Origin of the sequence: Pseudoalteromonas sp. GutCa3 (genome assembly GCF_002836155.1) — a bacterium.
Lineage (GTDB): Bacteria > Pseudomonadota > Gammaproteobacteria > Enterobacterales > Alteromonadaceae > Pseudoalteromonas > Pseudoalteromonas arctica.
The window spans coordinates 15,621-37,775 of the sequence record NZ_PJBK01000019.1; the positions used below are offsets into that span (position 1 = coordinate 15,621).

Genomic DNA, 22,155 nt, shown 5'->3' on the forward strand with positions numbered 1-22,155 from the left:
GTTATTTTGGTTATTTTTATAATGGTAACTGTTTTTTGCTAAATGACTGCTTTAACACGACTGTTGATTCTATATTTGCAATACAACTTAAACTACCTAGCTGATGTTTTACAAATGTTTCGTAGCTCTCAAGATCATGTGCAATGATTTTTAATAAATAATCATAGCTTCCTGATATTACACAACACTCTAATACATGTGGTAATTTTTCTACATATTGCTCAAATTGCTCTGCAGCACTTACCGAGTTTTGGCTTAATCGTACAAACGCATATACCAACACATTAAGGTTAAGTGCTTTAGGATTTATGGCGGCGTGGTAGCCGGTAATAATGTTTTCTTGCTCTAATTTTTTTATACGCCTTAGGCAAGGTGTATCCGATAGGTTGATACTGCTGGCCAAATCTGAAACCGACATACGAGCTTGGCTTTGCAGTGCAATGAGTAATTGCTGATCTTTTTTATCTAACATAGTTGTCGGCTTTTATTAATTATTTTTATATTTGTAGTGATTATTGCTAAGTATTACAGTTTTTACTATTTTTTTTGGCGTTTTACCCTCATTGAACTCTGTTAGCATTTAACTATAAAAATAATAGAGCACAACAATGAACACACATACCGCTATTTTCGATCACTGGATACGAACAGAGTTTGTCACTTTAAATAGTGAATTAGAGCAGCTTTATTGGCAGCAAACCGATAAAGCAAATGTAGAAGGGGTAGGCGAGGCCTTAAAGCAACAATTAGAAAAAGAAGGCAACGTATTAATTAGCAATTTATTAGCCGAGGGAAACACAGATCAAGGCTTTGATAGCGCTTTTGACTTACTCGGTAACGTAGGATTATTTATGGCAGCGTGTAGGCGCCATGAAATTACTGAGCCAAGCAGAGAAACCACTTCACCGCTAATAGAAGCCTCAGCGCTTGCTATGCATATAGGCGCATCCATTGGCGTAACCCCTCGTTTTGCTACCGCCCACTTAACTACTCATAACAAAGCACTTAACGGTATTTATAAACGATTTACCAATTTACCTGATGAAAAGCTGTTTCTTGATTATAACACTCAAGGCATTTTGGCCTACAAACGGGCAAGTGATGCATTATTAAAAATATTGCCGTTAGGTATTTCACATCCCTTGTGTGGTGAGTTATTAAAAGTAGCTAAACAAGCGCTTATAGATGTAATTGAGTCAAACAATGCACTTTATTCTGAGCTCGATACAGATCGATTTTTTAACTGCGTTCGCCCTTATTATAAACCGTACCGTGTAGGTAAAGAGGTTTACAGAGGTGCAAATGCTGGTGACTTTGCAGGTATTAACGTGATTGATATGCTGTTAGGACTGTGTAGTGCAAACGAGCCTAGTTACTCGCAAATGCTGGTGGATAAGTTTTTATATATGATGCCAGAGGATCAACAAATCCTACGAGAAGCCATGCGTATGCAAAGCTTTATGGATGACTTTTTACAAGCCAAACCATATAAAAATACAGATTGGTTTAAAAGCCACGCAACGTTATTTATTCAAGTGTGTAAATTACATGGCGACACCGCAGTCGGTCATCATAATCAACTGGTTGAAAAGTTTATTGCTCAGCCCTCAAAAAATATGCAACAGCAGCATATGAGCAAGGTAACAGCAAGTGGTCCGCCGCTTAATGTGTTACTTGATTCGCTCGAAAAATTAAGAGATAGGCGAGCCAGTGCCAAACGCGACGATATAAAAACACGTTTTGACGATCTAAATACACTTAAAGAATGGGTTAAATAGCATGCTTAAAAATGATTTTTGTATGGCCGATGGCTGTTATTTATTAAACCACTCGGTAGGGCGTCCTCTTAAAAATACACAGCAATATTTAGATCAGCATTATTTTTTACCATGGGAGAGCTCAAATAAAGAACCTTGGCAACAATGGCTGCCCGCAGTTGAGCAATTTACTACCGCGCTTGGTAAGTTATTTAATGCGCCTAGTTCGCAGTTTTGTCCTCAGGTTAATTTATCAAGTGGCTTAACAAAGTTGCTTATGTCGCATCCACGGCTACAGCAAAAAAATTGTAAAGTGCTAATGGCACAAAGTGATTTTCCGAGCATGGGTTTTGCAATGCAAAAAGCATTACCAGAGTGCGCACAAATTATGTTTATACCAGAGCACGAAAACCTAACTGATATTAGTGTTTGGCAGCGTTATATAACTTGTGATATCGATTTAGTTTTTATAAGCCATGTGTATTCAAATACAGGTGTACAGGCGCCTGTGTACGATATTGTAGCTATAAGTAAATTAACCAATAGTTTATCAATAGTTGATGTTGCTCAGTCAGCGGGTGTTATACCGCTTGATTTAAGCATACTCGATGCTGACTTTATGATTGGCTCGAGCGTTAAATGGTTATGTGGTGGCCCAGGTGCAGCTTATTTATGGGTTAACAAAAATCAAATAGAGTATTGCGAGCCTAAAGATGTGGGGTGGTTTTCGCATCAAAATCCATTTGAGTTCGATATTAACCATTTTGAATATAACGCCAGTGCGCTCAAGTTTTGGGGTGGTACTCCCTCTGTAGCACCTTATATTATTGCCGCAAATAGCATTGCTTACTTTGCAGAGCTAACTGCTCACAAGGTAAGGGATCATAATTTAGCTATGCTTACGCTTATTCATGAGCAACTAGGCAAATATGTTGCATCACCTATGAGTAGTGATAAATGCAGCGGGACAGTTATTTTGTTTTTTAACAAGCAGCAAGACCATGTACTTACAGAGCTTAATAAAGCGAAAGTCAGTGTAGATGCCCGTAAATTTGGGATACGAGTATCGCCACATATTTATAATACTCAAGAAGACGTTGCGCAGTTTATCTCGATAGTAAAACGAGCGCTTAAGGGTTTTGGCTAAGCTGCTGTTTTCTTTGTTTTAATGACTCTATTTTTTGCTGCGTTTGATTAATTGATGCGTCGTAAGCTTGCTTTAACGAATTTGTTTTAGTTGCGATAGCATCAGCAATAGACGAAGCGCCTAAACGATTGGCTTTATCTTGAGTCATGTAATCTATCTGCTGTTTTTTAGCTGCGTATTCTTTTTGGCTTTGTGCAATAGATAGCTCAAGACGCTTTATTTCTCGTTCTATTTGTTGAACTTCTAAGTAGTCATCCACAGAGGTGTCGGTAATACCTTTACCGGGCGTAGAGCTTTTGTATGCTTCAATTACGTTTATATCTTTAAGAGTAATAACTTGTGCATCTTTAGCGCAAGGCGTTTGGCTAAAGGTAGGAACGCCCTTAATTACACACTTATACACTGTTGTACTTTGTGCCAAGGTAAAAAATGGTGCTGCCGCGCAAACTGATAGCAATATGAACCGGATCATAGCTAAACCTAAAAGTGGCTAAAGTTGTGTTAATAATGCCCTAAGTTATTACTAGGCACAATTTGTTTAGTTTTTATAAATTTTAGGCACAAAAAAACCACAATTAAGTGGTTTAAATTAAGTATGGTCCAGAGGGAGGGATAGATTTGCTTACATCCATGTAATCAATCGCTGCGCGACGCTTGCAGCGGCCCAAAATGTTCCAGACATTTTGTCGAACCCTGTCGAGGGTTCTCACCCTCCCAATTTAGTATTGGTGTTAAATTTTAGGCACAAAAAAACCACAATCAAGTGGTTTAAATTAAGTATGGTGGAGAGGGAGGGATTCGAACCCTCGATAGAGCTACAAACTCTATACTCCCTTAGCAGGGGAGCTCCTTCGGCCACTCGGACACCTCTCCAACGCATAACCGTTTGTATTGATGGAAGTAAAAAAAGCCACCAATTAAAATATGGTGGAGAGATAGGGATTTGAACCCTAGATGGGCTATAAACCCATGCCGGTTTTCAAGACCGGTGCATTCGACCACTCTGCCATCTCTCCGTGACGCAGAATAATACTTAGGTGATACCGCTGTGTAAATAGCAAAATGACTGTTTGCCTAAAAAATGTACGTAAATGAGGTTTTTTTTGTAAATAAGGGGAAATTAAGGCAATTTTTAATAAAATAAATAGGTTGCAGCAAACAAGGGGGAGCTAAATAAGTGACTTCATTTAGTGGTTGAGTGTTCGCTGCACCGAAAAATAATCATGGTTGGGTGATTATTTATATTGAGCTGCGCCGCTAAGTGCTAGTCTTTTACCAATAGTGTTAAGTCTAGCTAACATTCTTGCTTTACGGTTAGTTGGTTTAACTGCTACTTGAGCTGCTGCTGTTTGATTTAATGTGTTAATTGGTTTCATTATTTTGCTCCGGGTTGTATATGTTGAAATCGCGTGCATTTTGCACGTTGTTTGATTAAAAAGACAACGATAAAAATTGAGCCTGACGGATTAGTTAAACTAATCCTTATTTATTTTATTAACGTGCGGTCCAGTGTTTTTTATTATGGTTTTTGCATAAGTAGTTAAAATAAAATCGGCGTTACTCTCACCAATACTGGTATTTGTGTGTGTTTTTATTTATTTATATGCATTTTACACAACCTTTTTTGACTAGTTATTCAGATTAAAAAAACTCAATTAAACTCTTTTTTATTCGTTCTCAAATACATTGTTGGAAACAAAAGCTTGTCACTACTAATAATTATTAAACCAAGTACAAAAAAACAGAATGAAAAATCACTAATGTGGCTTAAAAGCATCTGTAAAAAACGCAGTTTTTCTTATTGTATGTTTACTACAACAGGAAACTTTAACAATGACAGCGCTCAAATAAGGTTGCTACTCAGTAAATTTACCAAAGTAGTTGTACTTGGCGGAGACGGTACATTGAGCTTGGCGGTTAATGCGTTAATAGGGAGTAGCTGTACGTTAGCATTATTGCCTTGCGGTACAGGTAATGATTTCTCGAGAGGGTTTAGTTGCAAAGAAGATGATTGGCGAAAGGCATTATTTAATACACCGACAGCAATTGATGTAGGAAAAATTAATAGTCGCTATTTTATTAATATTGCAGGGGTAGGGTTTGATGCTCATGTAGTTAAAGCGATTAATGCTAAAGCTAGTTTTTCATCTTTTGATTACAGTTGGACGAGCATTAAGGAGCTATTTTATTATCAAGCTCAGCAGTTACAAGGTACGTTTAATAACGATGTTAGGCAGTATAAAAATTTAATTACCGTATTTGCTAATCATAAGTACTTTGGTGGTGGTCTAGAAATAGCGCCAAAAGCAGATTTAACTGATGGGCTGCTTGAGTGTTATCAAATGCGATCGGGTGGGCTTTTTTATAACGTAATAAGCTTTATGAAGTTGTTTTTTAAGCGCCATCAGCATATAAAAAACCTTAACTACAGTCGCTTAAATACAGCTTCCATAAAAACTGAAGGGTTATTGATTGAAGCAGATGGTGAACTGGTAGGTAAAACTCCTGCCGTTATTAGTGTACATGGGCAGGCTTTACTTTTTCATATGCCAATAAAAAAGCGCCTACAGTAGGGTAGGCGCTTTTACGTTAGTTGCGTTAATAACGTGTCTAACTGGGGACGGAGCCACTTTTAGCCATTGCTCTATTAGCTAAAAAGGCGTTAATTCGTTTTGTTGGGGTAAGCACAATGGCGTTACCTAATAGCACTAGGCTAAATCCTGCAAAGGTATTTGCGTGCCATTCAAAGCCTTCAAAAAAGCTACTCAGTGTTACTGCCACTAATGGGAATAAAACAATAACGTAGCTGGCTTTTTCAGGGCCTATATTTCTAAGTAGAGCAAAGTAGCAACCAAAAGCGATTACAGTGCCAAATATTGATAGATAAAGTAGTGATAGCCAGTAACTTGGTGGAGCGTTTAAACTAAATTGCACATCGTTCATTAATACATATAAAGCCAAGCCTATAGCGCTGTATAACATGCCCCATGCATTGCCTTGCAATACACCAATTTGTTTACGAGAATTACGAACGCTTACCATATTTCCTAATGAAGCCACAAAGGTGCCACCAAGGGCAAGTAGTAACCCGACCAATGCACCATTACTCAAGTCGAACTGCTGTAACTGTGGCCAAAACAGACACGTAATACCTAATACAGCGAGTACAGCACCTGTATAAATTCGTTTTGAGATTGGCTTACCAAAAAATAACCGAGTATTGACTATGTTCATAACCAGCAGCATTGAAAAGGCAATAGAGGTCATGGCTGAGGTAAGGTGATTTTGTGCCCAGTAAAGCATTAAATAATTTAATCCAAAATTACAAATGGCTAATAAAACAAAAAAGCCATGATCCAGTAACTTAAATCGCATGTCGGGTTTTTTGTACGCTACATATAACCACATTAAAAGCGCTGCAATAGCAAAGCGATAAAATAACGATAACTCTACCGCAATATCACCTAACTGAAACTCTATGGCTAACCAAGTTGAGCCCCAAATTAAAACGGTTGTAATGTATAGCGCTGCACTTTTCATGGTTAGTCTCCAAAGCCCGGTTGAATGGCTATTTTAAGACCTATCTGTATACTTACCATATACAGAAAAGTAAAAATGTAACCTATACAGATTTGGTGTGTGATGATAAGACAAAAAAATAGCCAAGGGCATGAGTTTTTATATCAGCAAGTTATTCAGTTGATTAGAGATATGAGCGCTCAACAAGTTTTACTCCCCGGCGAAAAACTTCCATCACTGCGTAAAATGGCAGATAACTTAAGCATAAGTATCCCCACTGTAAAACAGGCTTACCAGTCACTTGAAGATCAAGGGTTGGTAGAGGCGCGTGAAAAATCAGGATATTTTTTAAAAGTCGTTAGCATGGCGCACAATTTACCTAAGCGAGTTAAATTAAGTCGCGAACCTGTTGTGGTAAATAAACAAGCCTTAATAGAGCAGGTGTACAGCGCGATTCATCAAGCGAACGTAGTCCCTTTTGGTATCGCTAACCCAATTGCCGCAGCACCTACCGATAAAGCACTCGCCAGAAACATGCGCCGCGTAATGACTATCGCAGGCAGTAAAGCCATAAACTATGGCCCAACAGATGGGTTTGTACCGCTGAAAAAGCAATTAGTGCATCGCTATTTAGATTTTGGCATTGGCATTGATATGGACGAGCTTGTGATCACCAATGGTGCACAAGAAGCCATGGCTATTGCACTTAAGTGTGTAACAAAGCCAGGCGATGTAGTGGCTATTGAGACACCTTGTTATCACGGGATTATAGAGCTAATAGAAAGCTTAGGGCTTAAAGCGCTCGAAATACCACTGTGCCCAGATAATGGCATTTGGTTAAGCGATTTGGAGCGCGCTTTGAATGAACATGACATAAAAGCGTGTTTATTCTCGACAGCAATTAGCAACCCTGTGGGCAGCTTTATGCCAGATACAAATAGGCAGCAGCTGGTGGAGTTACTCGAAAGCCACGACGTAGTGCTTATTGAAGATGACGTATACGGCGATTTATATTTTACGGCAAAACGAGGCACACCTGCTTTAGCGTACTCTAAAAAAGGATTAGTGATCAGTTGCTCATCTTTTTCTAAAACGGCAGCGCCTAGCTATCGTGTGGGTTGGGTCGTTGCCGGTAAATTTGCAACACAAGCACGGCGATATAAACGAGCACTAAGTTGCTCCGCTTCGTTAATAAACCAATGGGCGTTATCAGAATTTATTGCCAGCGGCGAGTACGACCGTAACTTAAAGGTACTCAGGCAGCGCCTGCGCGATAACAAAGAGCGTATGCGATGGTGTTTACAACAAGCTATGCCAAAAAATACACGTATAAGCGATCCAAAAGGAGGCTGTGTAATGTGGCTAGATTTAGGAGGCGAATACGATAGTCAAAAATTATTTTTACTTGCTCTTGAGGTTGGTATTAGTATTACCCCTGGGCTTATTTTTTCAGCCTCTAATAAGTATAAAAGCTGCGTAAGGTTAAGTTATGGTGTGCCGTGGAGCGAGCAGATAGAGCAAGCAATAGTTACATTGGGCAAGCTCACTTTATTAGCTAAAAAGTAATACCAATCTGCTTATATATGGGGTCTATTTAACGTTAAGAAAATTACGCTAGAACTAGGCAAAAGTTTTTGTATCTAGTTGTTCTAAATAAAAATTTTTAACGAAGTTATAGTGCAATTTAATTCGTTAAATTGATCAAAGATTTATGCAGGTTGGTATAAGTTTGGGAAACACAAAAAAGCAGCATTTAAGTAAACTTAAGTGCTGCCAAAGGGATGTTAAATAACGTTTGCTGTACTAATTGTGTTTAAAGCTAAATAACTGGTAACCTTTAAGCTCAGGCACTTGCATTACTAATTGCTCTTCTTGTTTTGCAATATCAGCAAAGTTTTCACATAAAGAGTTAGCTCTCTCTTCAAGTGCGCTTGCATGTAGCTCTACTTTTTCTTCTATTTGTGCACCCATATTTTCCATGCGTTGTTCAAAGGCATCCATATCGCCGCCTGAACCAAGTAACTCAGAACCTAAAGCCACTAAAATGCTGCCCATTGATTGCATTACTGCTGATTCAACCGCTGTTTCTATCTGCTGCTCAAATTGTTGTTCAAAGTTTTCGCCAAATTGATTAAAACTTTGTTGGCCCATTACAAATGTACCTTGCTGGTAAAATGTATTTTCTACCTCAATTTTAATGTCGTCCATAAGCTCAGACATATTATCAAGACCGTCAATATTAAATGCATTGCCTACTTCTTCTAATGCTACACCGGCAATTTTAACACCCTCTAACGCTATATTAGCTACTTCAGGTAATTGAGTGCGTAAGCTGTCAGAGTACTTATTCAGTGCTTCGCGTTGTGAGCTATTAAGCGCTACAAGCTCGCCATTTACGGTTAAGTCACCATGGGCATTAAATTGCATAGTTTTATTATTGGCAGTAAAAATTTCTAATTCGTTTGGTTTAATACGTACATCGTTTTTAAATTCGACGTTACATTCATCGTTACTAAATGAAATTGCAGAATCGTTGTCGTTATGAGCCATAGCGGCTGGCGTACAAATTAATGCGCTAACTAATAGTAATTTTTTCATGTTTGTTCTCTACTTTTTGTTGATGACGATTAATTAATAACAAGTTTGATGCCAGTTTTATTTTTCCATAAAAAACAATTGATTAAGTGTTTTTCTTTATTTTTTAGCAAGTCAAAATAATTAATAAATAACTATTTTTTAGTCAAATTGGCTAACTAATAAAAATTAATAAATTTTATTTATCGATACGATAAAAAACTCTCACTTTCCTCAATTCAAATTTAGCGCTATTTATTCACATTACTGACATGAAGACTATTTACAGTAGTCGCGTGGCTTTATTTTGATGTTAATTTGCAGTGCACTTTGGCATTAAACATTTTTAATTTTACCGGCTATTGCGATAATAAAATCCTTGGTTGGTCTCAAACACTTTATGGAGTGGGTTGTGGGTAAGACATTTAGTTACGATGCGCTAGATGACGATTTTGTTGAAGACGAGTACGAAATGCTCGGACGTAATCAACACGATAAGAACAAGCAAAAGGTTAAAAAGAAGTTGGAAGACTACCTTGAGCAAAAACGCTTGCGTAAAAATCTAGGCGAAGACGATTTAAGCGATTACACCGATTAAATTTCACTAGTATAAATAAAATACCAATTAATATTGAGAGTTTAAATGTGCAGTTATGCGTATGTTTAAGTTTCAGTAGTATTGGCAATAAAGAGGCCTTGCGCCTCTTTATTACTTTTTAAAGCGTACTTTTAGCCTGTGCTAATGCTTTTTGAATTGTAAGTTCTAGCTTTTCGGGTTTAGTAAAAGGTGCATAACGTTTAATTGGTGTACCATCTGCGGCAATTAAAAATTTAGTAAAATTCCACTTTATTTTACGTGTTAAAAAACCAGGTAAAGCCGATTTCAAGTGACGAAATACAGGATGTGCATGCTCACCGTTTACATCTACTTTGGCCGCCATTAAAAAGCTCACACCAAAATTAATTAAGCACCCTTGCTCTATTTGTGTTGCGTCGCCGGGTTCTTGCTGACCAAATTGATTGCACGGAAATCCCAGAATAACTAAACCTTGGCTGGCATACTTATTGTGCAAAGCTTGCAGTGACTCGTATTGGTAGGTAAATCCACATTTACTTGCGGTATTAACAATAAGCACAACCTTCCCTTCAAAATCATTAAAGTTGATAGGCTGACCCTGTAAGCTTGTTGCGCTTAGTTGATGAAATTCGTGCATATTGGCGTCTTTTTATTGTTGTTAGCCGCATTTTAACCTGAGTGCAGTATTTCATAAAGTATAAAGATCGCACTAATTTAAAATTAGAAATAGCCCCATACCGGCAAGCGTAGTGTAATAAATATTATGTGTTTTGTAGGCAACAATAATGGCGACTATTGCTGCGCTTAAATAAGGGTTTTGCCAGTTTAAGTTAATGCCATCTTCATTCAAAAACACGATAGGCACCCAAATTGCTGTAAGCACTGCAGGTGCGCTAAAGCTTAAAAATTGCTGCATTTTAGGGCCTACTTTAAACGGTAAAGCACGGTGTAAAAACAAATAACGCGTAAAAAATGTAATGCACGCCATGAGTAAAATAGTCGTCATCATGGCGTTACTTCCTTTTTAGTGGTTAGTCTTGCTGTGCTGTAACCTGCGGCCATTGCCAGCAGCGCTGAGCAAACAAGCCATAACTCAAATCCTGTGCTTTTTAAAAGCGTTGCGCTAATGCCTGCTACAATTACCGTAACGAGTGAGGCCAAATTTTTAATGCCCGGAATAACCAAAGCTATAAACGTGGCAGCAATGGCAAAGTCGAGCCCTAAATTAGTTAAGTCGGGCAGCATTGTGCCTGCTACAATGCCAATTAACGTCCAAATATTCCATGCAATATAAAAGCTAAAACCAGCGCTCAATGCGTATATTAAACGTGTTTTTGTTCTGTACGCTTTTCTATGGTGAGAAAATGCAAATAGCTCATCGGTTAATACAAAACTTACTGGTAAGCGCCAACGCATAGGTTGGTCAATTACCTTATGACGCACAGCTAAACCGTATAAAAAGTGCCGAGAGCTAATAATAAATGTTGTGAATAAAATTGTGAGCAATGGTGTGTTGCCCGCTATAAGTTCAATTGCAACAAGCTGTGCAGAGCCTGCAAAGACTAATAACGACATTGCTTGGGTTTCTAGTGCACTAAAGCCATTTTGAATCGCTAAAGAACCACATAAAATGCCCCAAGGAACAACAGCTAAACACAGTGGTAGCATATCTAAAAAGCCTTTTAAAATAGCTTTTTTAACTGGTTGCATGATATTTACTCGCACGGCTTGTAGAATGGCTCATAAGGATACCTTAATATTATGATGTTAAAGTAGTTAACGAATTAGATAATACTGTTTTTTTAAGGATAGGCGCAATGACGACGTTAAAAGTGTGGGATGGGTTTATTAGATGCTTTCATTGGTTTTTGGTTGTAAGTATTGCGGTGCTTTATTTTAGTATTGAAGAGGGCATGATTGAGCTTCATTTTGTTGCTGGGTTCTTTACTTTAGCACTTATCGTAACGCGTTTAATATGGGGCATTATCGGAAGTAAAACCGCGAGATTAAGTGGGTTGCTGCACTCTCCTCGTGCTATTTTAAAGGCACTAAAGACACCAAGCGACTCGCTAGGTCATTCAGCACCTGGCAGTTGTATGGTAATGGTATTTTTTATAATTATAATTACGCAGCTTATTACCGGGTTAATGAGTAGTGATGGCATTTTAACTGACGGCCCGCTTGCTCAATATGTGTCTAGCGATACGATTGATTTTGCAAATTGGCTACATGAGCTGAATTTTGACATTTTACTTTATGCTATTGGTTTACATGTATTAGCTATTATTGTTTATAGAATAAAAGGTAAGCCGCTAGTTAAAGCGATGATCACAGGCTCAAAAGAGTTAAAAGCAGATGACTCTGAGGCTAAAATAACAAAAGCGTCTTGGCCTGCGTGGCTAATATTTATATCTTTATTGGTGTTGCTGATATTTACGTGGGCGAAAGAACCTTTAACTTATTTATTTAGTTAAAAACACATTAAACCAACCTTAAAGGGTTGGTTTTTATTTTTTGTTACATTCTTTTGTTTGATTTTTATGCGGGGCCTAATTATAATCGCCGCATTGCTGGCAAACTAATCGAAAGGTTAGGGCGCAAAGTTTCCGGTCTAAGGCTTTTTATAAAGCTATGGTAGCGGGACTACTGCATAACGTGTTGTTATGTATCACTTGCCCTCAGTGTATTTTTTGTGTATCCATAGTGTATGGATAAGATTTTGTAACTCTTAAGGTGTTGCCGTGTTTATGCATACGTCGTTGGCCTGTGGAAAGTGGTCAACAATAGGTTGCTTAAATCATCATACCCAATTGTTTATTGGCGATGTGGTGAGTGTAACCTTTTATGACATGCAAGGAGAGCTAGTTAGTTTATCATTTGATTACAAAATCACCTCGCTTGAACAAGGTGAGCCTCACGCATGGCCACGTTTAATTGCCGAGCATATTAACGTGCATGTACCTCTTGTTAGCGCAGGTAAAATGACCGAACAAGGTTTAATTGTTGCCTATAGAAACAATGAAATTTTTGCTTTGCAAAGCAGTGGTATATGTAAAGCGCATGTCGATTTTCATTGTATTGCAAAATGCGATGAGCGTGTTGTTAATAACCTTGATACTTATGATTACGTGTACCCTGAAAATTGTGAAAACTATAATGCGGGTACAAAGGTATTGCAGCCAAAAACAGGGCATGTTTATCAATGTAGGCCTTGGCCATTTAATGAGTTTTGCCGCGCGAGTGACGATAAAAAGTTTATGTTCGAGCCCGGTATTGGACAAAGTTGGGCTATGGCTTGGCAGCAAATATAAGGCTTAAGTGAATTATCTTCCCAAAGGTATAGCGGTTTTAGTAATGAAGCGTTTACCGTTTTAGCCCACCCAACTATTGGATGGGCTTTTTTATTTTTATGATAAACTGCAAATCACATTATTTTTTTAATTGGTTTTGTTGTGTCTCGTCCTGACTACTCTTTAAGTTTATTACCTAATTTCCCGATTGCTAAACAGCAAGCCCATACATTAAGTACTCATAATAAAATACGCACTGATAATTACTATTGGATGCGTGATGACGATCGTCAGGATGAGCAAGTACTTGCACATTTACATGCTGAAAATGCATATTGTGATGAACAGTTAGCTGCAATGAAGCCACTCCAAAATACACTTTTTGAAGAGTTAAAAGCACGCATTGTAAAAGACGATAACTCGGTACCCGTTAAAGACGGGAAATACTGGTATCACTCAGAAGTTCGTGGTGATGATGAGTACTCTCGCCATTATAGAAGCACGAGCATAAAGGCTGATAATAAAGAGCTTTTACTCGATGTGAATATATTAGCTGAGGGATTTGAGTTTTTTGAGCTAGGAGAAGTCGCACTAAGCCCATGCGAGCAGCTTATGGCTTACTCTGAAGATACTGAAGGTCGTCGTATTTATAATGTTCGCTTTAAAAGCTTAACGACCGGTGAAATGCTACCTGATGTACTTGAAAATACAGAAGGGCAGGTTGTTTGGGCTAACGACAATAAAACTGTTTTTTATGTAAAAAAAGATTTAAAAACGCTACTAGGATACCAAGTATTTAGGCATGAGCTTGGCAGCGAGCAAAGCCAAGATGTAATGGTTTACGAAGAGCAAGACAGCAGCTTTTTTATGGGGCTTGGTAAAAGCCGCGACGAAGGCCTAATTATTATTGATTTAGCATCGACAGAGACCAACGATACATGGGTGCTTGATGCTAATAAGCCCACTGATGAATTTAAAGCATTAATGCCGCGTGAAGATGGCCACGAGTTTGACGTAGATAAGCTAGGTGACACATTTTATATTGTGACTAACTGGCAAGCTAAAAACTTTAGATTAATGACGGCAACAAACGAAACGATTGCTGATAAAACACAATGGTTTGAGCATACAGCTCACAGAGAAAATGTACTGCTTGAAGGTGTTGAGTTATTTAATGACTTTTTGGTATTGAGTGAACGCGAGCAAGGGCAAGCTCGATTCGTAGTTGTTAATAGGTTAGGGGATCGTATGGCACTTGAGTTTGCCGATCCTTGTTATTATGCTGCAATAGCAATGAACCCAGAGCCAGACACTCGCACTGCGCGTATTTATTACTCAAGTTTAACAACACCAGGCTCTTTATATGATGTTGATTTAGCAACTGGCGAAAAAACACTACTTAAACAGCAAAAAGTACTCGGTAGTTTTAATGCCGATGACTATCAGTCGGAGCGATTAATGGTAACTGCTCGCGACGGAGTTAAAGTACCTGTATCTGTTGTTTATCGAAAAGACAGCTTTAAAAAAGATGGCACAAATCCGTTATTTCAATACGGCTATGGCGCCTATGGCTATACGATTGATCCTAGTTTTTCTAGTTCGTCACTGAGCTTGCTCGATCGTGGCTTTGTTTATGTTATTGCGCATGTTCGAGGCTCTGAAATGCTAGGTCGCGAATGGTATGAGCAAGGTAAAAAAGAGCATAAAAAAAATAGCTTTAGTGACTTTATTGATGTGACAAAAGCGCTTGTTGATCAAGGTTATTGTGATAGCAATAAGGTGTTTGCCTCAGGCGGCAGTGCCGGTGGCCTATTAATGGGGGCGGTTGTAAACCAGGCACCAGAGTTATATTGCGGTGTTGGCTGTCATGTACCATTTTTAGACGTATTAACCACAATGCTTGATGAAAGTATTCCACTCACAACAAATGAATACGATGAATGGGGTAATCCAAATGAGCCTCAATTTTATGATGTGATAGAAGCTTACTCGCCTTATGACAATATTAGCGCACAAAACTACCCGAACATACTCGTTACTACCGGTCTTCATGACTCACAAGTACAGTATTGGGAGCCTATGAAGTGGGTTGCAAAAATGCGTGAACTTAAAACAGACAGTAATATTTTAGTATTTAAAACCGATATGGATGCAGGTCATGGCGGTGCATCAGGTCGTTTTAAAAGCTTAGAAGAAAAAGCCCTCGAAATGACCTTTTTTATTGCGCTGTTAAATTAACTGCAAAATCGGAAAATTGTATTACTCTATATATAGACGTTGATATATATAAGGTAATTTATGTTTGGAGCACATGGCGAATTTCAGATTTGTTCACAGCCCCCTCATATGTATTTAAAATTGAAGGGGAGCTTTAACAATGAAGGTATAACATCATTAACTAATGGTGTTATTCAAGAATTGAGCACTCACCCTGAAAATACGATTAAGTTTGTGATTGTTAACTTAAAAGAGTTTGAACTGTTAACTTTAGATAGTCTTGATTCGTTAGAGGCCTATTTTGCGGGTGTAAAAGAACGTGGCTATCAACGAGTTGACTATATAAACATTAATATCATAGCTAAAAACATGTTTGAAAAAGTATGGAAAAATAGCGATGTAGAAGTTAATTTTTATAAAGATACTGAAAGCTATTTATTAGTGCATCCAAGTGATAGTTATATAAAACAGAACTGGTAATTAATATGAGTATTATAAACCGCTACTGAAGAGGGCTTATAATACTCTCTAAACACCCTTTATAGCGCCTTGAAAGGTTTAAGCACATATCGTTTTTAAGTCTGACTTTATAATCGCCACTGTCAGTAGGCATCAGTTCGCAGATAGCTTGTTTTCTTACCAGCGTTGAGCGATGAATACGAATAAACCCTTCTGGTTCTAGCTGCTGTTCAATATTTTTCATGGTTTCGCGGTGTAATACCGGTGTACTACCTTGGGTAAAATGCAGCTCTACATAATTGCCCGCACCATTTATCCAAATAATATCTTTTATATCAATTAGCCTTACCTTACCTACATCTTTAACTACGATATGTGATGATGGTTTTTCGGTTTGTGTGCTTTGTTGATATTGACGTTCGGCCGCGCTTGCAATCGGGCAAAGGTGAATCAGTTTATCAAAGCATTTATCGATACGTGGTGCAGTTGAATCTACTATTAAAAAATCAACAGCGCCAACTTCAAAAGCAAAACTCGCAAAATGACCCGACTGGGCAATAATGACTAACTTAAGCTTTTTAGCAAGCTCAGTTAAATGCACTATTTGCATAGGGTCAGCCAGATTAGTTAGTTCGTAAAACAGTACGTTGTATTGATCTGTATCTATCTGATCTAATCTGTTTGCCTGAATAAAAGATTGAGATTCAAAGTGTCGGTGCTCTTGCACGCGCTTTGTTAAAAATGTTGCAAACTTAGTGTTACTAACAAAAGTTAATGCATGAAAAGAAGCGACCATTATTTTATATCTCTTGCTGTATATAATAATAAAGACCGTGCTTAGCGGAAAAACTGTTATGAAAAGTACAATATATTTATAAAATAATTGTGACGTACTAATTCGTCCCATCAAACTAGCTATTCATACCAAAGATTACGCCTAATAAATAACGTACGTAGAGTGTTTAAATAAATCCCCTTACTGTAATCCGCGAAGTAACTATTTAGTTACAAAAATAACAATTCAGGGGAATTATATGACATTAACTAACAAAGGTAGCGCGCGATTATTTAAAAAATCGTCGTTAACAGTTGCGCTAAGCAGCGCGATACTTGCAAGCATTTCATTTCAAGGTGTGGCTGCAGAAGATGACGAAATTACTAAAATAGAACGTGTACAAGTTACAGGCTCTCGCATTCGTTCAGCTGAGGCGATGTCATCAGCGCCTATTCAAGTTGTAGATAGCACAGCAATCGACGCATCTGGTTCATTAAATATTCAAGATTTACTACTAGATAATCCAGCATTTGGTTCACCGGCAATCAGTCGTACTAACTCAAACTTTAGTACAGCGAGTGCAGGTGTTGCGACTGTAGATTTACGTAATTTAGGTTCTAACCGTACATTGGTATTAGTTAACGGTCGTCGTTATGTATCAGGTGTACCAGGTAGCTCTGCTGTCGATTTAAACACTATTCCGAGCCAATTTATTGAACGTGTTGAAATTATGACAGGTGGTGCTTCATCTGTTTATGGCTCTGACGCTGTTGCTGGTGTAGTTAACTTTGTTTTAAAAGATGACTTTGAAGGCGTTGAGTTTGATGGTCAGTACGGTGAATCGAGTGAAGGTGATGATGAGTCACGCCAATTTAACTTTACCTCAGGCTTATCAAGCTCAGATGGTAAAGGACACGCAATGTTTCACCTTGGTTACTCTGATCAAGGCGCTGTTTTCTCACGTGACCGTGATCGCTCAGCGGTAGACCAATTTTCAGGTATTTTCTTCGAAGATGATCCAGTAGCAAATCCAGGTTCTGTATTTGATGCAGTAAGCCCGTTTTTATCTTCATTTCCACCACAAGGTCGTTTTAGCGCTGGGGATGAAACATTTACGTTTAATGATGCAAACAACCTACAAAACTCATTTAGTACTAATGGCGGCGATGGCGTAGCTGCAAATGGTTTTAACCGAAGCGGTGTACGTACAATAGCAATACCTACAGAACGTTACTTATTTGCCTCAAATGGTAGCTACGAGTTAAGCGATAAGCATAGCTTTTTTTATGAAGGCACTTACGCTGCAACAACAACCGTTTCTGAATTAGAGCCATTTCCTTTTGCCTCTGACGACATTTATGCAAATGGCCAGGTACCAATTGAATTTAATGTAAACGGTGAAATATTGCGTAACGCATTTGTACCTGATGATATATATAACGCAGCAACCGACACCGACGGTGATGGTATGCGTGATATCTTTTTTGCAAAGCGCTTAAGTGATATCGGTAACCGTGGAGCACGAGCAGAGCGTGATACATTCCGTTTAGCACTTGGTTTTCAAGGTGAAATAGCAGATGGTTGGTTTTACGATACTTACTACGTATATGGTAAAACAAAAGAGCAACAAGTTTCTGGTGGTTTAGTCAACGTACAAAGCTTCCGTCAAGGTTTAGAAGCTGTGATCGATAGCCAAGATTTAGATGGTGATGGTATTACTGATGAGGCTATTTGTATCGATGCGACAGCACGTGGCTTTAATTGTGCGCCAGTAGACATTTATGGTTTTAATTCGTTATCGCAAGGTGCTATTGATTTTGTAAGTGCACCTAGCTCACTTTCAACGTCGGTTGAGCAAGAAATCATTGGTGGTAATATTTCAGGTGATTTATTTGATTTACCAGCAGGTACGGTAGGTATTGCAGCTGGTTTTGAATACCGCGAAGAATTTTCACGCAGTGAATTTGATGCACTACAGCAAGCAGGTCTTAATGCGGGTAATGCAATCCCAGCAACAGAAGGCTCGTTTGATGTAACTGAGTATTATGTAGAAGCAAATATCCCAGTGCTTGATTCTGTAACGATGAATGCAGCAGTTCGTTTATCTGATTATTCAACTGTAGGTAGCACTGAAAGTTGGAATGTGGGTGTTGATTGGGAAGTAATGGATAGCTTACGTTTACGTGCTACTCGTGCTCGTTCAACACGTGCTCCAAATATCGATGAACTATTTTCTCCGCCTTCACAAACTTTCCCAAGTGGTTTAAACGATCCATGTTTAGGTGTTACTAATAGTGGCGGTGGTGCTGCTGGTGATGCTTGTCGAACAGATGGTGGTGTTACAACGAATATCGCTTCAAATGGTGAGTTCACGCTTAACCAGTCTGACTTACAAGGCATTAGTGGTTTTAACCGTGGTAACCAAGATTTAAAAGAAGAAGTTGGTGACTCTGTAACAGTAGGTTTAGTATTTACACCAGAAAACCTAATATCAGGACTAGACATTACGCTTGATTACTTTGATATCGAAATTACAGATGCAATCGTATCAACACCTCGTCAGTTTATTCTTGACCAATGTTATGGCGGCGGCGATACAAGCTTTTGTGACTTTGTAACTCGTCGTAGTGCGCCATCAGGTAATAATAGTGCTGGTTCACTAGAATTTATCGACAGTGGTGTATCTAACAGTGGTGGTTTAGGTACAGAAGGTGTTGATTTAACACTAACGTACTCTACTGATATTGGTCCAGGTGCGTTTAGAACTCGCCTTGCTTATACTTACCTAATCGATGGTTATAGCATTCCACTTCCAGGCGCTGATAAAGATGAGTTTGCTGGAGAAATTGGTGCATCAGAGCATAAAGCTAACTGGAACTTTGGTTATAAACTTAACGACTTTGATTTTAACTGGAGCTTAACTTACATTGGCGCTGCAGACTTTGATGATCAATTCTTAAGTGGTTTTGGTATTGCTCCAGGTGGAGTAGGGATTGGTTCAGTAACGTATCATGATGTTCAAGCAAGTTACCATATCAGTGATTCAACAGAGCTTTACGCTGGTGCAAGTAACTTATTTGATAAAGAGCCACCACGCATTTTATCGGGTGTGAGCGGTTCAAGTACTGGTACTGAAACTGATGCTGGTACGTACGACCCAATTGGTCAATCATTCTACATAGGTTTTAGAAGTAAATTCTAACCAACAATAACGACACTAATATAGTTACTTAATTAGTTACGTTCACAAAGCCTCAGTATCGCTGGGGCTTTTTTATTGGAAAAAATAATAAGAGCAGTAATGCTTATACATTGTTTATCCCAATATATGAGCATTGTGCCCACTTAAACCAAAAACAACGCCACTGGTAACAGGGGCGTTGTTTAGTATTGGGGGGAGACTAATATAGTAACCGAATCGCTTGATTATTTAACGATTTATCCCTATTTGTGGCCCTCTTCATTGAGGGCTTTTTTTTTGCTGGTTTAGTCTAAGTAAGCCTTTAGCATCCAAACCAGTTTTTCTTGCTCTGAGATGTAATCGCTCATTAGTGAGGCTGTACCTTCATCGTCTGCATCACCAGCTTGGCTTAAAATATCACGCTGCATGTGAATTAATGTGCTGTAACCAGCAAGTAGGTTTTCTACGGCTGTAACGCCATCACTAATACCTTTAGCTTCTTTAATTTTACTTACTTCAAGGTAATCAGAAAATGCATGTAGAGGTGCGCCATCTAACGTTAAAATACGTTCTGCAACTTCATCTACTTTTAGAAGTAGTAAGTTATAAATTTCTTCAAACTTAACGTGTAGTTCAAAAAAGTTACGGCCTTTAATATTCCAGTGAAAGCCACGCGCGTTCATGTATTGAATCTGGTAGCTACTCAATAATGTATTGAGTGACTTTATGATGTCTTCGCTTTTTGCGCTGTTTAGACCAATTGCGTTTACATGTGACATAACTTGCTCCTGAATAACCGTTTGTTTGTGAACTTGTGATAAGTATTACTAATTTCGATAAATTAGTAATATCGTTTAAATGTATCTAGTTAATAGTTTTAACCTATTAGCTGTTTTTGATACCTATATTCACTTTAGACTATTAATAGAAGTGGGTCTGATTAATAAAAATACTACCCCTCAAAAGTAAATAAACCTCAAAAGTATATAAATCATGATCTAAAACAAACTTTATTCAAGGTAATAACTTAGCTATTTTTTTATTGATGCAGGTCAAAAATCATCCACCCTAACGGCGCATAATAATGTTGTCGAAATAATTAGGAGAGATAACATGCATGCAAAAACAGCGAAACAAAATAAAGCAGAGTTAATAGTGGTAGGAATTGCAGTCATCGCATTTGTACTTGGGTTAGTAGCGCACTTGGCGGGTGCAAGCTTTGCGAACTCAGATTTTTTTGGCTACATTGCGGCGCCGATTCCGCTTATATTGGCAGTGGTATTTTTAATTAGTTATAAAATAGCAGCCAATGCTGAGGATTAATCTTTCTCGTTTAAGCACTTTAAAATGTAATCGAGTACTTGGCGCGAGTAAATCATACTGGTATGGCTTAAATGAAACACTTTATGTTCGGCCATACCTTTAAGTTTGGTTTCATCTAGTAATACAGTGCCATCTGACCGGCTACCTTTAACTATTAAGGGCATAAGCCCAATAGGTAAATCGCCCGCAATACTGTAAAGCTTAGCTTTAAAAGGCCAATTACCATTTTTAGTGAGTAAAAATTCAACACTATTTTTTAAAAATGATTCAAACCCTTTTTGCTTCATTTTTTGCGCTATATGGCTGCCTTTATGTGGAGTACCCAGTGTAATTACCTTCGTAACATTCTGGCTAGCAGGGGAGTTTGCCTCTAGGTAAGCACGTGCAATAAGCCCTCCCATTGAGTGGCATACAAGCGCTGCCGGTTCGTTAGAAATACACTCATCAATTTGTGCAAATATGGTGTCGCGGTGAGGGTCGAGCGTATTATAGGTAATGTTTAATACCGTCATCCCCGATTCTTCAAGTCGTGAACAAAGTGGGCGCATAACAAAGCCAGACATATACAAGCCATGTAAAACAATAACGTGTTTAACTTTCATATGCTCCCTAATACCAATTTTATTAAAAACATGATCATTCTAGCGTATTAAATAATCCGCTACCTGCGTTAAAAATTATTTATATAGAACAACTATATGTCATAATTTTCGCCTTGTTATCGACTTATTTATTTGTCGCTATAATAGATAACTAATTTAATGCAATTGGTATAACTACCGTAATTACATTAACTGTAGCGGTTTTATTTCAATATTGGTTGTATCGGTATTTACCCATACTTCACCATCTTGAATGGTAATGGCGAGCTTAATTCCACGATCAACCAAAGCAGCAAGTGCTTGTGTTGCTGCATAATCAAGGCTAAAAATACTTAGATTTTTAAATTCATACAATTTAGGTTGGTGTTTTTGCCACCAAATTGCTTGATTGTTTTCACCGTAAGTATATAGCACCACTTTTTTAGATTTATTACAGGCTTTTTTAAGGCGTTTTTCATCTGGTAAGCCAAGTTCAATCCATAGTTCTATTTCTTCACTATAGCTTACATGCCAAAGTTCAGGCTCATCATCAGCGCTTAATCCTTTAGTAAATTCTAAACCATCACAGCTATTTAGCGCAAAAGCGAGTAAGCGAATCATCAACCGTTGATCGGTCTCTGATGGGTGTTGAGCCAAGGTTAAATTAAAATCTTGATAAACGTGGCGGTCCATATCGCTAAGCGATAACTGCACTTTCATAATGGTGGATTTAAGAGCCATAACAACTAATCTGA

General features: G+C 38.2%; 23 protein-coding genes, 2 tRNA genes and 1 riboswitch. Of the genes, 11 read left to right on the forward strand and 14 right to left on the reverse strand.

Annotation, left to right across the window (positions count from 1 at the left end; genetic code table 11):
* Nucleotides 1-16: 16 nt before the first annotated feature.
* Nucleotides 17-472 carry an Lrp/AsnC family transcriptional regulator gene (locus tag CXF64_RS02780; protein WP_101216218.1) on the reverse strand — a complete coding sequence of 152 codons (456 nt, stop codon included), beginning with the start codon at nt 470-472 and terminating at the stop codon, nt 17-19.
* 136 nt (nt 473-608) lie between these two features.
* Between CXF64_RS02780 and CXF64_RS02785 the strand changes: the two genes are divergently transcribed.
* Both CXF64_RS02785 and CXF64_RS02790 read left to right on the forward strand, forming a co-directional pair.
* Nucleotides 609-1,778, forward strand: coding sequence for a PrnB family protein (locus CXF64_RS02785; RefSeq protein ID WP_101216219.1), 1,170 nt, complete (start codon nt 609-611; stop codon nt 1,776-1,778).
* Between the two features lies 1 nt (nt 1,779).
* Entirely contained in the window at nt 1,780-2,904 is a 1,125-nt protein-coding gene (locus tag CXF64_RS02790) for an aminotransferase class V-fold PLP-dependent enzyme (RefSeq protein ID WP_024592220.1), read from the forward strand.
* Here the strand turns inward: CXF64_RS02790 and CXF64_RS02795 are convergent.
* The 4 genes from CXF64_RS02795 to CXF64_RS20795 form a co-directional block, all read right to left on the reverse strand.
* Nucleotides 2,888-3,376, reverse strand: coding sequence for a DUF4124 domain-containing protein (locus CXF64_RS02795; protein WP_007579794.1), 489 nt, complete (start codon nt 3,374-3,376; stop codon nt 2,888-2,890). The two genes, CXF64_RS02790 and CXF64_RS02795, sit on opposite strands and share 17 nt — an antisense overlap.
* Nucleotides 3,377-3,684: 308 nt before the next feature.
* A tRNA-Ser gene (locus tag CXF64_RS02800) sits at nt 3,685-3,777 on the reverse strand.
* Nucleotides 3,778-3,829: 52 nt separating this feature from the next.
* Nucleotides 3,830-3,920: transfer RNA gene (locus CXF64_RS02805), tRNA-Ser, on the reverse strand.
* Nucleotides 3,921-4,139: 219 nt separating this feature from the next.
* A complete protein-coding gene (locus CXF64_RS20795; protein WP_010554841.1) occupies nt 4,140-4,280 on the reverse strand; it encodes a hypothetical protein in 141 nt (46 codons plus the stop codon).
* 327 nt (nt 4,281-4,607) lie between these two features.
* Here CXF64_RS20795 and CXF64_RS02810 point away from each other — a divergent pair, with 327 nt between their 5' ends.
* Complete coding sequence (locus CXF64_RS02810; RefSeq protein WP_101216220.1) at nt 4,608-5,477, forward strand: diacylglycerol/lipid kinase family protein; 870 nt, start codon at nt 4,608-4,610, stop codon at nt 5,475-5,477.
* A gap of 37 nt (nt 5,478-5,514) precedes the next feature.
* Here CXF64_RS02810 and CXF64_RS02815 read toward each other — a convergent pair whose 3' ends face one another.
* Nucleotides 5,515-6,444, reverse strand: coding sequence for a DMT family transporter (locus tag CXF64_RS02815; protein ID WP_007579798.1), 930 nt, complete (start codon nt 6,442-6,444; stop codon nt 5,515-5,517).
* Nucleotides 6,445-6,546: 102 nt separating this feature from the next.
* Here CXF64_RS02815 and CXF64_RS02820 point away from each other — a divergent pair, with 102 nt between their 5' ends.
* Entirely contained in the window at nt 6,547-7,989 is a 1,443-nt protein-coding gene (locus CXF64_RS02820; RefSeq protein WP_010554843.1) for an aminotransferase-like domain-containing protein, read from the forward strand.
* A 237-nt stretch (nt 7,990-8,226) separates the two neighbouring features.
* Here CXF64_RS02820 and CXF64_RS02825 read toward each other — a convergent pair whose 3' ends face one another.
* Nucleotides 8,227-9,021 (reverse strand): YggN family protein, encoded by a 795-nt coding sequence (locus CXF64_RS02825; protein ID WP_101216221.1) that lies wholly within the window; start codon nt 9,019-9,021, stop codon nt 8,227-8,229.
* A 388-nt stretch (nt 9,022-9,409) separates the two neighbouring features.
* On the opposite strand from CXF64_RS02825, the gene CXF64_RS02830 reads away from it, so the two are divergent.
* Nucleotides 9,410-9,595 (forward strand): PA3496 family putative envelope integrity protein, encoded by a 186-nt coding sequence (locus tag CXF64_RS02830; protein WP_007579801.1) that lies wholly within the window; start codon nt 9,410-9,412, stop codon nt 9,593-9,595.
* Between the two features lie 118 nt (nt 9,596-9,713).
* On the opposite strand, the gene CXF64_RS02835 is transcribed toward CXF64_RS02830, so the two are convergent.
* The 3 genes from CXF64_RS02835 to CXF64_RS02845 all read right to left on the reverse strand — a co-directional run bounded on the left by CXF64_RS02835 (nt 9,714) and on the right by CXF64_RS02845 (nt 11,284).
* On the reverse strand, nt 9,714-10,211 hold the full coding sequence (locus CXF64_RS02835) for a glutathione peroxidase (RefSeq protein ID WP_101216222.1): 498 nt from the start codon (nt 10,209-10,211) through the stop codon (nt 9,714-9,716).
* 72 nt (nt 10,212-10,283) lie between these two features.
* Nucleotides 10,284-10,583 carry an AzlD domain-containing protein gene (locus tag CXF64_RS02840; protein WP_004335020.1) on the reverse strand — a complete coding sequence of 100 codons (300 nt, stop codon included), beginning with the start codon at nt 10,581-10,583 and terminating at the stop codon, nt 10,284-10,286.
* On the reverse strand, nt 10,580-11,284 hold the full coding sequence (locus CXF64_RS02845; RefSeq protein ID WP_101216223.1) for an AzlC family ABC transporter permease: 705 nt from the start codon (nt 11,282-11,284) through the stop codon (nt 10,580-10,582). The genes CXF64_RS02840 and CXF64_RS02845 overlap by 4 nt, the downstream gene beginning before the upstream one ends.
* Nucleotides 11,285-11,391: 107 nt before the next feature.
* On the opposite strand from CXF64_RS02845, the gene CXF64_RS02850 reads away from it, so the two are divergent.
* The 4 genes from CXF64_RS02850 (at nt 11,392) to CXF64_RS02865 (ending at nt 15,561) form a co-directional block, all read left to right on the forward strand.
* Entirely contained in the window at nt 11,392-12,048 is a 657-nt protein-coding gene (locus tag CXF64_RS02850; RefSeq protein ID WP_101163142.1) for a cytochrome b/b6 domain-containing protein, read from the forward strand.
* An 88-nt stretch (nt 12,049-12,136) separates the two neighbouring features.
* A riboswitch (cyclic di-GMP riboswitch) is annotated at nt 12,137-12,225 on the forward strand.
* Between the two features lie 96 nt (nt 12,226-12,321).
* Nucleotides 12,322-12,885 (forward strand): chitin-binding protein, encoded by a 564-nt coding sequence (locus CXF64_RS02855; protein ID WP_101163146.1) that lies wholly within the window; start codon nt 12,322-12,324, stop codon nt 12,883-12,885.
* Between the two features lie 141 nt (nt 12,886-13,026).
* Nucleotides 13,027-15,102, forward strand: coding sequence for a S9 family peptidase (locus CXF64_RS02860; protein WP_101216224.1), 2,076 nt, complete (start codon nt 13,027-13,029; stop codon nt 15,100-15,102).
* A 60-nt stretch (nt 15,103-15,162) separates the two neighbouring features.
* Nucleotides 15,163-15,561 (forward strand): hypothetical protein, encoded by a 399-nt coding sequence (locus tag CXF64_RS02865; RefSeq protein ID WP_007579808.1) that lies wholly within the window; start codon nt 15,163-15,165, stop codon nt 15,559-15,561.
* A gap of 22 nt (nt 15,562-15,583) precedes the next feature.
* On the opposite strand, the gene CXF64_RS02870 is transcribed toward CXF64_RS02865, so the two are convergent.
* On the reverse strand, nt 15,584-16,336 hold the full coding sequence (locus CXF64_RS02870; protein ID WP_007579810.1) for a LytR/AlgR family response regulator transcription factor: 753 nt from the start codon (nt 16,334-16,336) through the stop codon (nt 15,584-15,586).
* Between the two features lie 238 nt (nt 16,337-16,574).
* Here CXF64_RS02870 and CXF64_RS02875 point away from each other — a divergent pair, with 238 nt between their 5' ends.
* Nucleotides 16,575-19,517 carry a TonB-dependent receptor domain-containing protein gene (locus CXF64_RS02875; protein ID WP_024589487.1) on the forward strand — a complete coding sequence of 981 codons (2,943 nt, stop codon included), beginning with the start codon at nt 16,575-16,577 and terminating at the stop codon, nt 19,515-19,517.
* Between the two features lie 284 nt (nt 19,518-19,801).
* Here the strand turns inward: CXF64_RS02875 and CXF64_RS02880 are convergent, their stop codons facing one another.
* Nucleotides 19,802-20,275: a Dps family protein gene (locus tag CXF64_RS02880; protein ID WP_004334993.1), complete on the reverse strand. Its 474-nt coding sequence runs from the start codon at nt 20,273-20,275 to the stop codon at nt 19,802-19,804.
* A gap of 334 nt (nt 20,276-20,609) precedes the next feature.
* On the opposite strand from CXF64_RS02880, the gene CXF64_RS02885 reads away from it, so the two are divergent.
* Nucleotides 20,610-20,819, forward strand: coding sequence for a hypothetical protein (locus tag CXF64_RS02885; protein WP_007579816.1), 210 nt, complete (start codon nt 20,610-20,612; stop codon nt 20,817-20,819).
* On the opposite strand, the gene CXF64_RS02890 is transcribed toward CXF64_RS02885, so the two are convergent.
* Nucleotides 20,816-21,421, reverse strand: a complete 606-nt coding sequence (locus CXF64_RS02890) for an alpha/beta fold hydrolase (protein WP_024609379.1) — start codon at nt 21,419-21,421, stop codon at nt 20,816-20,818. The two genes, CXF64_RS02885 and CXF64_RS02890, sit on opposite strands and share 4 nt — an antisense overlap.
* A 183-nt stretch (nt 21,422-21,604) precedes the next feature.
* Nucleotides 21,605-22,141 (reverse strand): YaeQ family protein, encoded by a 537-nt coding sequence (locus CXF64_RS02895; RefSeq protein ID WP_024589486.1) that lies wholly within the window; start codon nt 22,139-22,141, stop codon nt 21,605-21,607.
* Between the last annotated feature and the right edge of the window lie 14 nt (nt 22,142-22,155).

Coding starts and splice junctions, on each gene's coding strand:
- CXF64_RS02835 (WP_101216222.1), bottom strand. CDS start 10,211: ATGCACGAATTTCATCAACTAAGCGCAACAAGCTTACAGGGTCAGCCT.
- CXF64_RS02850 (WP_101163142.1), top strand. CDS start 11,392: ATGACGACGTTAAAAGTGTGGGATGGGTTTATTAGATGCTTTCATTGG.
- CXF64_RS02790 (WP_024592220.1), top strand. CDS start 1,780: ATGCTTAAAAATGATTTTTGTATGGCCGATGGCTGTTATTTATTAAAC.
- CXF64_RS02855 (WP_101163146.1), top strand. CDS start 12,322: ATGCATACGTCGTTGGCCTGTGGAAAGTGGTCAACAATAGGTTGCTTA.
- CXF64_RS02865 (WP_007579808.1), top strand. CDS start 15,163: ATGTTTGGAGCACATGGCGAATTTCAGATTTGTTCACAGCCCCCTCAT.
- CXF64_RS02885 (WP_007579816.1), top strand. CDS start 20,610: ATGCATGCAAAAACAGCGAAACAAAATAAAGCAGAGTTAATAGTGGTA.
- CXF64_RS02845 (WP_101216223.1), bottom strand. CDS start 11,284: ATGCAACCAGTTAAAAAAGCTATTTTAAAAGGCTTTTTAGATATGCTA.
- CXF64_RS02795 (WP_007579794.1), bottom strand. CDS start 3,376: ATGATCCGGTTCATATTGCTATCAGTTTGCGCGGCAGCACCATTTTTT.
- CXF64_RS02780 (WP_101216218.1), bottom strand. CDS start 472: ATGTTAGATAAAAAAGATCAGCAATTACTCATTGCACTGCAAAGCCAA.
- CXF64_RS20795 (WP_010554841.1), bottom strand. CDS start 4,280: ATGAAACCAATTAACACATTAAATCAAACAGCAGCAGCTCAAGTAGCA.
- CXF64_RS02820 (WP_010554843.1), top strand. CDS start 6,547: ATGATAAGACAAAAAAATAGCCAAGGGCATGAGTTTTTATATCAGCAA.
- CXF64_RS02880 (WP_004334993.1), bottom strand. CDS start 20,275: ATGTCACATGTAAACGCAATTGGTCTAAACAGCGCAAAAAGCGAAGAC.
- CXF64_RS02890 (WP_024609379.1), bottom strand. CDS start 21,421: ATGAAAGTTAAACACGTTATTGTTTTACATGGCTTGTATATGTCTGGC.
- CXF64_RS02870 (WP_007579810.1), bottom strand. CDS start 16,336: ATGGTCGCTTCTTTTCATGCATTAACTTTTGTTAGTAACACTAAGTTT.
- CXF64_RS02840 (WP_004335020.1), bottom strand. CDS start 10,583: ATGATGACGACTATTTTACTCATGGCGTGCATTACATTTTTTACGCGT.
- CXF64_RS02875 (WP_024589487.1), top strand. CDS start 16,575: ATGACATTAACTAACAAAGGTAGCGCGCGATTATTTAAAAAATCGTCG.
- CXF64_RS02895 (WP_024589486.1), bottom strand. CDS start 22,141: ATGGCTCTTAAATCCACCATTATGAAAGTGCAGTTATCGCTTAGCGAT.
- CXF64_RS02825 (WP_101216221.1), bottom strand. CDS start 9,021: ATGAAAAAATTACTATTAGTTAGCGCATTAATTTGTACGCCAGCCGCT.
- CXF64_RS02815 (WP_007579798.1), bottom strand. CDS start 6,444: ATGAAAAGTGCAGCGCTATACATTACAACCGTTTTAATTTGGGGCTCA.
- CXF64_RS02785 (WP_101216219.1), top strand. CDS start 609: ATGAACACACATACCGCTATTTTCGATCACTGGATACGAACAGAGTTT.